Origin of the sequence: Ruegeria sp. 6PALISEP08 (genome assembly GCF_001238295.1) — a bacterium.
GTDB lineage: Bacteria > Pseudomonadota > Alphaproteobacteria > Rhodobacterales > Rhodobacteraceae > Ruegeria.
In genome coordinates this window covers 19672-27820 of sequence record NZ_LGXZ01000023.1, presented here as the reverse complement: position 1 = coordinate 27820, position 8149 = coordinate 19672, and the positions used below count along the sequence as shown (strand labels likewise).

Sequence of the window (8149 nt, the reverse complement as noted above, 5' to 3'; positions counted from 1 at the left end):
CCAAAATTCTAGCTCGAATATCAAGCACTTAGCGCCCCAAGGGGCGCTTTCTGTTTTTAGGGAATCCACGCCCGGTGCTACTGCGGCGCTACGGAAGAGGGCAAATAGCAACGGCGACACTAGCGCGCTGACGCTGTCCGCCTTTCCTGCAGATTGATGCGAATGTGGCGCGGTATTAAGTTTGTTACTTCTGGCTGAGCAGAGTTGAGTACGAATCGGCCTCATTGCATTTCCCCTTGTGCTCATTGATCCGTGTCAAGATTTGAGCGGGCAAGAAGTGGTACACTCAATGGTAACTCAGGGGGGATTCATGGAAGAGTTAATTGAAATCGGTAGATCCTTCGTCCAGGCCATGCGTGAGCGCAGGGGCCTTGGAAGTGTTGATGAAATGTATGCCGAAAACGCACAGTCGATAGAGGCAGTCGTGCCTCCGGTTCGACAATTCCGCGTTTCAAAGGGGCGAGAAGCCATCAAGGGAAAAAGAGAGGATTGGTTGGCATCGCACGAAATCCAGGAACTCGACGTGGATGGTCCCTACGTCCAACCACCCAACCGCTTTGGAGTGCGTTTCAGGGCTGAAGTGATTCAGAAGTCTACGGGTGAGCGCATTTCCCTGCGCGAGATCGCTTTGTATTCGGTGGCGGACGGCAAGATTGTGCTGGAAGAGTTCTTCATGCTGCCGAAGTAAGAAGAGCGACTGACAACATCTTCTATTCGTTGGTTTAATCAGTGCGCACGGCTCTTGGGCGAAGTGAAATTCCGGACGGAGGTCGGGAATGCGACACAGAACAGTGGCATATTATGTAGGAGTTGATGCTGACGACGCGTCGATTTTGGAATGCGCTGAAACTGCCCGCATCCAGAACGGCCACTTGATTTGTGTATTGATTGCGGCTTTACCCAACCTGCCGTATCTAAAGTATGGATCAAACAGGTTCGTTGAGGCGGGTCTCCCTTCAAACTGGTTGGATGTTCTTGACGTAAAAAATGCCGCCTTGAAGTCCCGCGCCACCGAAGTTGAAGCGCTTCTGGTAGGGCAGGGCGTATCTGCAATTGTAATTACCTTTATGGGATCTGGAACAGAGTTACAGCATCTTGTGGCTGGCCAAGCCAATAGCTCTGATATCGCCTTTCTAGACGCTGAGTTGCGAAAAGAACCCGATTTGTTTCATAAGATCGCGTACGGAGTATTGTTCCATTCACCGGTCGCCCTGATGATAAATGGAGATCCGCTTGCCCAACGCGACTGCATTTTCATGGCATGGAATGATAGCCTGCCTGCGTCTAGGGCTGCGCATTTAGCTTTACCCATTCTTCTGGAGGCCAACGAAGTTGTGATTGGGTGTTTTGATTTGCCGCCGCCTGATGACGTAGAAGGTCAAGTGCCCGGAACTGACCTAGCTGGATGGCTCAGCCATCACGGTTGCACCGTGACCGTGTCGCAGTTCCCGTGCGGCGGGAATTCAATTGAACACTGCATTCAAGAACGAGCAAGAGAATCGGGGGCCGACCTCGTTGTTATGGGCGCTTACGGGCATTCCCATTTGCGTCAGTCGGTATTTGGGGGAACGACGCAAGCAATGTTGGAGCAGACAAGGTTGCCAGTGCTGTTCGGACACTGATGAACAGAACTGGCGACTGTGATTTGCTGGGATAGGTAGCTCTATACGTTCATCGGTTAATACGGGAACAGCCAGTTGTTATTGGGTGCTCGCTTGAGGTTAAAGCTGATTTGCCGGACCGATTCCGCCAAGAAAATCTATCATAATTGACGTCAGTTCATCCCAGTTAGTGAACTCCTGCGCCCCATCTCGTGGATCGATTTTTCGACCGAGCAAGACAACGTGCTCAAGGATCTCCCTCTCAAAATACCCGTAGTTTTCCGGCCTCACCGCGCCTGCGACCAACGCCGTCTCATTTGGTTCAAAACCTGTTCGCATTAGCATTTCGTTGAGATAGTCGCGCGCTTCTTCTCGACCTGACGCGAAAGCAGCTTTTAGACCGATGGAAAGCACGAGAGACTTTCGTTTCATTAGGGCATCTCTATTTGAAGCGACAAAAGCCTCGAATGACTCGGGGTGCCTACGCTCGTGGACAGGGGCCAGAAGAACAACCTTGACCACATCGTCAAGCGATACGTGGCTGGACATTTCATCGGTATTGATCAGCTTTGCGTTGAAACCGGCATTCTTCGCGACACTGCTGATGAAGCGCGCAATCTTTGCTGTCTGGCCTTCGACTGTAGCGAAGGCGATGAGTACGGTCATTCCGATCCTCCCATAAATCGGTCTGAATAGATTGCTGATTATGAATAAGTGGCGTGCTTTGCCCTTGATCTCCATCAAAGTCGTTACTTGGGAGCGTATCGGGAGAGTTGTAGTACGCTTTTGCTGTCCACGTAGAGCATGTTTTAAGGAAGTTCGCGACGACCTACATCTCGAAGCAAATCGACCTTTTTGGCTGACAATTTTTGAAACTGGCCATGACCCAATGGCTTGTTTTGCTACCTTAAAGAAAAGGCCAAGACAGCGACGAGGATTATAAAACTGATGCACCACACCGTGACCTTCACTTGTTGGCGGGCGGGCAAGTTTCTGAGCAATCTAATCATAGTCAAACCTTTCAGACAAAATCCGGTGTGACGCGGTGCCCCGAGCGATCAGATGATCTTCGACGGCGTTCATCATGGCAGGGGGGCCGCAAAGAACAAAAAGCCAGCTCTCAAATTGCTTGGAAGATAAATTGCGGTCCAACAGGGGACCGTCGATCAAACCTGTTTCGCCGCGCCAATCCTTTGGCGGTTCGGTTAGAACAAATACGGTTTTTTCTTTGGACAACTCCTGGAGATAAACAATCTGCTCTTCCACCCGGTTGCCATAGATAAGCTTGAGATCGTGCTGTGTTCCGCTCAACCTTACCTGACGCAAAATGCTTAATATCGGCGCGATCCCGACACCACCTGCGATCAGAACAATACCTTTCTCAAGGCGTTGGCTGATCGACAGATTTCCGTGTGGAGCATCCAGATAGACCGGGGTTTGCGGAGCGATCTGACCGAGACCGCATGTGAAATCCCCAAGCTCCTTTATCACGAATGAAACTTCGGGGCCTTCGGCTGGTGCTGAACTAATTGAGAATGGATTCTCGTGCAGCGAGAAGGTACTGTGGCCGACATTTAGCCAAGCAAACTGCCCTGCTTCGAAGGTTAGCCCGTTGTGACCATCTGGCTTGATGCGTAACTCCCATTGCCTCGGTGTTAGTCGAGACACAGACGTGACGCGCCACGGCCTTTTCCTCTTAAGCAATGGGCGAACGAGATAGACATACAGTAAAGTTCCTACTGCAATACTGGTCAGGGCAAGCCAGATATACGTCAAGAGCGGATGCCCACCGTAGCGCCCAGCATAGACTGTGTGGTGCAACAGCAGGCACGCAATCACCAAGGCTCCCAGCCCGTGTAAGAGGCGCCATGTCTCGTACTTGTAATCAAGGGAATTACGGGCAATTGCCGAGGCGACCAAAATGAACAGTAAAAAATAAGCGCCGATGCCCGATACCTGAGCTGAAAAGTCGGTCGAAATCGTAAGTTGGTGTGTTTCATCCCACGGGCGGCGTCCGCCAGAAGGTGTACCCTGATACAGAAGCGGGTGTATCAGTGCAAAGCCAAGTGCTGTCCGCGCCATCAACTGATGCACCCGCATAGTCACATCCATACCTAAGCCGGAAGAGATGAACCTGAACCGGCCAGACAGCAGGAACTCGACTAAGATTATTGAAAACGCAAGCATTCCAAGCCCGGACGCGAGCTCTTGATGAAATGATCGCGGTGGCCATCCCAGAGACAAAGAAAAACCCAAGGGAGCCAAGATCAGCAAAACGTAAATCAGCGCCAGATAAGGCCATTTCATACGGTTTTGCTCCACTGCGCTAAAGGTAGGCAACTCGGGCTCATTTAGAATAAACGCTAAGCTGACCTGGGGTTCCGATCAAGACTACTGAGATTGGTGTTAACTCCAGCACGACCTGGCAAGTCTGTTGGACGACGGTTCCCTTTTCTGTTCGTTCAACCGGTGCGAGCGATCTGGCGACGGATGAGGTTGTATGCTTGCGCAAGATCAAGGTCCTTGACCGCGTTTTCTGTCATAATGTTGCGCGCGCGAAATCAGACCAAAGGAGGAGGCTCAAAAAATGCTAGAAGACAAAAAGTCCCCGCAACTTTTCACTGGAACGCATCCGCTCTCCGACAACTTTCGGCGTGAAATGGAAACCCTGATGTCGCGTTTTTTGGGGGGAGGATCACCTTTCCTACCAATGGAAACGGCTGCGCAACGCACGGGTTTTCCGTCTCTTGACATGACAGGTGCGATTTCACCGGCAATCGATGTCCAAGAAACGGATTCTGCGATTGTCCTGACGGCTGAATTGCCTGGGCTCGAAGAGGATGATGTGGAAATTGAAATCAAGGATCGCAGGTTAATCCTACGCGGTCAGAAGAAGATTGCGCATGATGAAACGGGCGACCTGCGTGTCAGCGAAAGAAGCTATGGCAGCTTTTCCAGAGCCATGTCGCTGCCAGACACTGTGGAAATCGACAAGATTTCAGCAACATTCGACAAAGGCGTTCTGCATATCGAAATGCCGAAGACTGAGCCTCAGGATCCAAGCCGTAAGATCAAGGTATCGTCGAAATAGACGGTCAGTTGGCTCGATACGAGGCTTGAAAATGCCAAAGCAGAGGGTCGATCATTGATCGGCCTTCTTTGAGCTGCGGCCTGAAAGATGTTTTTTGGTTGAATCCGGGCAGACATCGCAAGTGTTTATAAAAATGCGTTTTTTGTACATTCGCACCAGGCCATGGGTTTGGTGTTGCAGCGTGGTAGAATGCCCTCACGCGTTTGGATAGGGGGCCATAATGCAAAAACCAGAAGCGAGTAGCATTACATCCTCAGGAAATGCTGGTGAAGGTGAGGTGCGGGCCTTTCTGGAGAGCCTGACAGGTCCATCGCGGGGAAACGTGAACTGGCTTGTCGATAAAGCCCTAACTGTTTCTGTTGATGATGGCAGGGTGCTAAGCCTTCGACCTAAAGATGACCGGCCTCCCCATGATAACGATATTGCCACCCTACAGTGGGCTGACGAAGGTTACACGATAACCACGTCAGCAGGGCGCAACGTATGGGTAAACGGGCAAAATGCCTCATCGGTGTCTCTGAGGCACGGCGACATGATCGAGTTTGGCGAAAAGGGCCCTATGTCTCGATACAGGTTGTGCGATCACTCATTTCCCGCACACCACACAGTCGAAGATATCCTCAGTGACGCATATGCTTACACCCGAACGAGCCGTCGACCCTTCGCCAAAAAGATGTCTGGTGCCCTGCGCGATAGTGGGCGGCGGCTTGCGTCTCAGACCACGATATTTTTCAGGATCACAGTACTTGCAACGCTTCTTGTGATCGCGGGGTTTGGTTACCTACTTTACCAAAACGACCGGCGCTTGGCGGATAGTATCGAACAGGAGTCCCGCAAGATCGAAGCAGTCGCGGTTATGCTTGCTCAGACGCGAGAAGATGCACTTACGCCTGATGACTTGGCTTCGTTGCGTGACGCTTTTGAGAACCAGGTTTTGTCGACCGAGCAGCGTCTTGGAACCTTGGAGCAACGGGCGGGGGCACCCACACGGGTGATAGCTGCCTCCACTCGATCTGTAGCTTTCCTTCAGGGGGCTTACGGATTGCGCCACGTGGAAAGCGGGAAGATATTGCGGCACGTTTTGGGACTGAACGGAGAAAACCAGAGGACCCCGTTTGGCCAGCCTTGGATAGAACCGGACGGGACCGGCGAACCTGCAGAATTTCAGTTCACCGGAACAGGGTTTTTGATTGCTGGGGTGCCATTGATGGCAACCAACCGCCATGTCGCTTTGCCCTGGACCTCGGGGAACCGAGAGAAAGCGCTGAGTGACGCTGGTCTTGAGCCAGAGATGTTGAGGCTGCTGGCCTATTTGCCTGATCAGACGAAACCAATAGAGGCGCGTTTGGTCCGGTTCAGTGAAGCGGCAGACTTGGCGATTTTGGCAGTTGAGCCAAGCCGCGTTCAGGACCTCGGCATTCCTTTGGCGGATGCCACGTCGCGCGTCGGTGAAGAGCTTTATCTGTTGGGATATCCAACGGGTTTGAAAGCTTTGATCGCGCAGGCTGGTCCGGGCTTTCTAGAGCAACTGGAGGCAGAAGGAACGATGAACTTTTGGTCGATAGCGTCCCGGCTTTCCGCTCAAAGCAAGATTCACCCGCTAGCAAGCCGGGGGATCGTTGCGCGGACGAGTGGGAGCGCCATCGTTTATGACGCTGAGACTACGACCGGTGGGAGTGGAGGGCCAGCATTGAATCGGCGGGGCGAGGTGGTTGCCATCAATGCTGCGATCCTGCCCGAGTTTGGTGGTTCAAACATCGGCGTCCCGGTCTCACATCTCAGAGTTCTGCTGGGAGAGGTGGAAAGCCAGTGATCACTCGCTTGTTCGGAAACGCGAGTTTTGAATAAAGAACACTGTGGCCAGTGGAACGACCACTGAGATCAGGGCCACGAAGATCAGCAAGTACCCAAGTTGACTATAGTCCGCAGTCGACGTGACCTCTCCGGTCCCAGGGTTGGTGACAGCGCGTGTGACGACGTATGTCTGGTTGAGGTACTTGGTGCTGAGGCTGCTGGCCGACAATGCCATGTTTGTGAACGATGCCATCACCGCAAAAAAAGTCGCTTTCAACTGAACTGGGGCGTTGCGTGCGATCCAAGCCAACATCGGGACCATGGCAATCTGCCCAAGCGGCGATTCAACAGCTGCATCAAGAATGGCAATGAACCTTGCGTCGACAACTCCGCCGGTATGCGCCGCCGTCCATTCATGCACACCGTAGTAGAGGGCAAGGTTGGGCAGGGCGAGCACGCCCGCGGCGATTGTCAGTAATACCACAACCTGTGCAATGGAGCGATTGGTCATAAATGGTCGAAGAACGATTAGTCCGAGCAACGCCAGCAACGAAGTTAGCAAAGCCAGGATTGCCAGAAACTGCTCATCGAACCCCAGTTCGTCGATTTCAAACCAAGTCAGGCCTGGTCCCGGTAGAGGCACAGCGCGAAACACAAAAATGATTGTCGCTGTCCCGATCAGTGCTTTGGCTTGGGCCGATTCCAGCTCTTTCAGCAGACGCGACATAAGGTAAAGGATCACCGTTAGAGAAACCGCAAAGACTGTTTCTTGCGCAAATTCAAAATCGGCGGTTCCCAGCACGATGCTGAAAACCACGAATGCGAGGCCGCCGAGCAATATGGACCATCTGACTTCGGTGGCTTCATCCGGCATGTGCGGCGGATGGCCCCGTCGTATGCGCTGCCGTTGGATCAAGCTGTGAAGGGCGATCCCGCTGACGGACAAAATGGGAATGGCCAGAGCTATCAGGTAAACTTGACCATAAAGCGCAAGGCGATCGGATTTTTGCAGCTCTTCGGTTCCAGAGAAAATCCAGATGTTTACAGCCGCAACCGCTGCAAACCCGGAAATGATCGAGACTCTGCCCAAGGTTTGCATCGTCGTGTGCTGAGCACGGGCTTCTTCAGGCGAAAATGGTAGGCCGTTTGGGTCAACCTTTGGCACCGCCTCAACCGTCATGGCGTCGGCAACAACGTCCTGAATGGCATAGCCCGAAGGCGACAAGAGCAAGGCAACAACATACCAGTCTTCCAGTGGCATGAAACTGGACATCTGCACAGGTGCGGTCACGAGGCCGTACATGGTTAGCAAAGACAACGTGATCAGGGATGCGCCGAACAAGATCAGCAGGGACTTCCATCGCCAAAACAGGTCCACGACATGGCCAAGCGGCATTTTGAGTATCCACGGGATACCAGCCCAAAACGCGAGTCCTGCAACGAAAGAGGCGGATAAATCGAGGTAGTCTTTAAGGAAAAAAGCGCCAACGACCGAGGTCAGGCCGGACACGCCGGCCGCAAAATAGACCATCAATGGCGGCAGATAGGACCATTGCAGCTGCTGAACCAGATCCACAAACGTTCTATGCCACCAGGCCGAAAGTTTTGATCCTATGGAAGTTTGGTCAGTCGTCATATGCCATGGCAGCTCGTTGAGGCCTTT

7 protein-coding genes are annotated in these 8149 nt (G+C 52.6%); 4 read left to right on the top strand and 3 right to left on the bottom strand.

From position 1 onward, the window contains the following. The first annotated feature begins 310 nt into the window (after nucleotides 1-310). Complete coding sequence (locus ALB80_RS21155; RefSeq protein WP_157054302.1) at nucleotides 311-688, top strand: nuclear transport factor 2 family protein; 378 nt, start codon at nucleotides 311-313, stop codon at nucleotides 686-688. 88 nt (nucleotides 689-776) lie between these two features. Continuing rightward, nucleotides 777-1622 (top strand): universal stress protein, encoded by an 846-nt coding sequence (locus ALB80_RS21150; RefSeq protein WP_050606092.1) that lies wholly within the window; start codon nucleotides 777-779, stop codon nucleotides 1620-1622. A 99-nt stretch (nucleotides 1623-1721) separates the two neighbouring features. Here ALB80_RS21150 and ALB80_RS21145 read toward each other — a convergent pair whose 3' ends face one another. Beyond that, nucleotides 1722-2267, bottom strand: coding sequence for a flavodoxin domain-containing protein (locus ALB80_RS21145; protein WP_050606091.1), 546 nt, complete (start codon nucleotides 2265-2267; stop codon nucleotides 1722-1724). Between the two features lie 336 nt (nucleotides 2268-2603). Next, entirely contained in the window at nucleotides 2604-3908 is a 1305-nt protein-coding gene (locus ALB80_RS21140; protein ID WP_050606090.1) for a ferredoxin reductase family protein, read from the bottom strand. 364 nt (nucleotides 3909-4272) lie between these two features. Here ALB80_RS21140 and ALB80_RS21135 point away from each other — a divergent pair, with 364 nt between their 5' ends. Continuing rightward, complete coding sequence (locus tag ALB80_RS21135; protein WP_172677933.1) at nucleotides 4273-4692, top strand: Hsp20/alpha crystallin family protein; 420 nt, start codon at nucleotides 4273-4275, stop codon at nucleotides 4690-4692. A gap of 220 nt (nucleotides 4693-4912) precedes the next feature. Next, nucleotides 4913-6505, top strand: a complete 1593-nt coding sequence (locus tag ALB80_RS21130; RefSeq protein WP_083445420.1) for a trypsin-like peptidase domain-containing protein — start codon at nucleotides 4913-4915, stop codon at nucleotides 6503-6505. Here ALB80_RS21130 and ALB80_RS21125 read toward each other — a convergent pair whose 3' ends face one another. Then, on the bottom strand, nucleotides 6506-8122 hold the full coding sequence (locus tag ALB80_RS21125; RefSeq protein WP_050606087.1) for a hypothetical protein: 1617 nt from the start codon (nucleotides 8120-8122) through the stop codon (nucleotides 6506-6508). It abuts the gene before it with no gap. Nucleotides 8123-8149: the final 27 nt, after the last annotated feature.

What these genes read in the sequence shown, in the direction of transcription:
- ALB80_RS21125 (WP_050606087.1), bottom strand. Translation starts at nt 8,122, where the DNA reads ATGACGACTGACCAAACTTCCATAGGATCAAAACTTTCGGCCTGGTGG.
- ALB80_RS21155 (WP_157054302.1), top strand. Translation starts at nt 311, where the DNA reads ATGGAAGAGTTAATTGAAATCGGTAGATCCTTCGTCCAGGCCATGCGT.
- ALB80_RS21135 (WP_172677933.1), top strand. Translation starts at nt 4,273, where the DNA reads ATGTCGCGTTTTTTGGGGGGAGGATCACCTTTCCTACCAATGGAAACG.
- ALB80_RS21130 (WP_083445420.1), top strand. Translation starts at nt 4,913, where the DNA reads ATGCAAAAACCAGAAGCGAGTAGCATTACATCCTCAGGAAATGCTGGT.
- ALB80_RS21150 (WP_050606092.1), top strand. Translation starts at nt 777, where the DNA reads ATGCGACACAGAACAGTGGCATATTATGTAGGAGTTGATGCTGACGAC.
- ALB80_RS21140 (WP_050606090.1), bottom strand. Translation starts at nt 3,908, where the DNA reads ATGAAATGGCCTTATCTGGCGCTGATTTACGTTTTGCTGATCTTGGCT.
- ALB80_RS21145 (WP_050606091.1), bottom strand. Translation starts at nt 2,267, where the DNA reads ATGACCGTACTCATCGCCTTCGCTACAGTCGAAGGCCAGACAGCAAAG.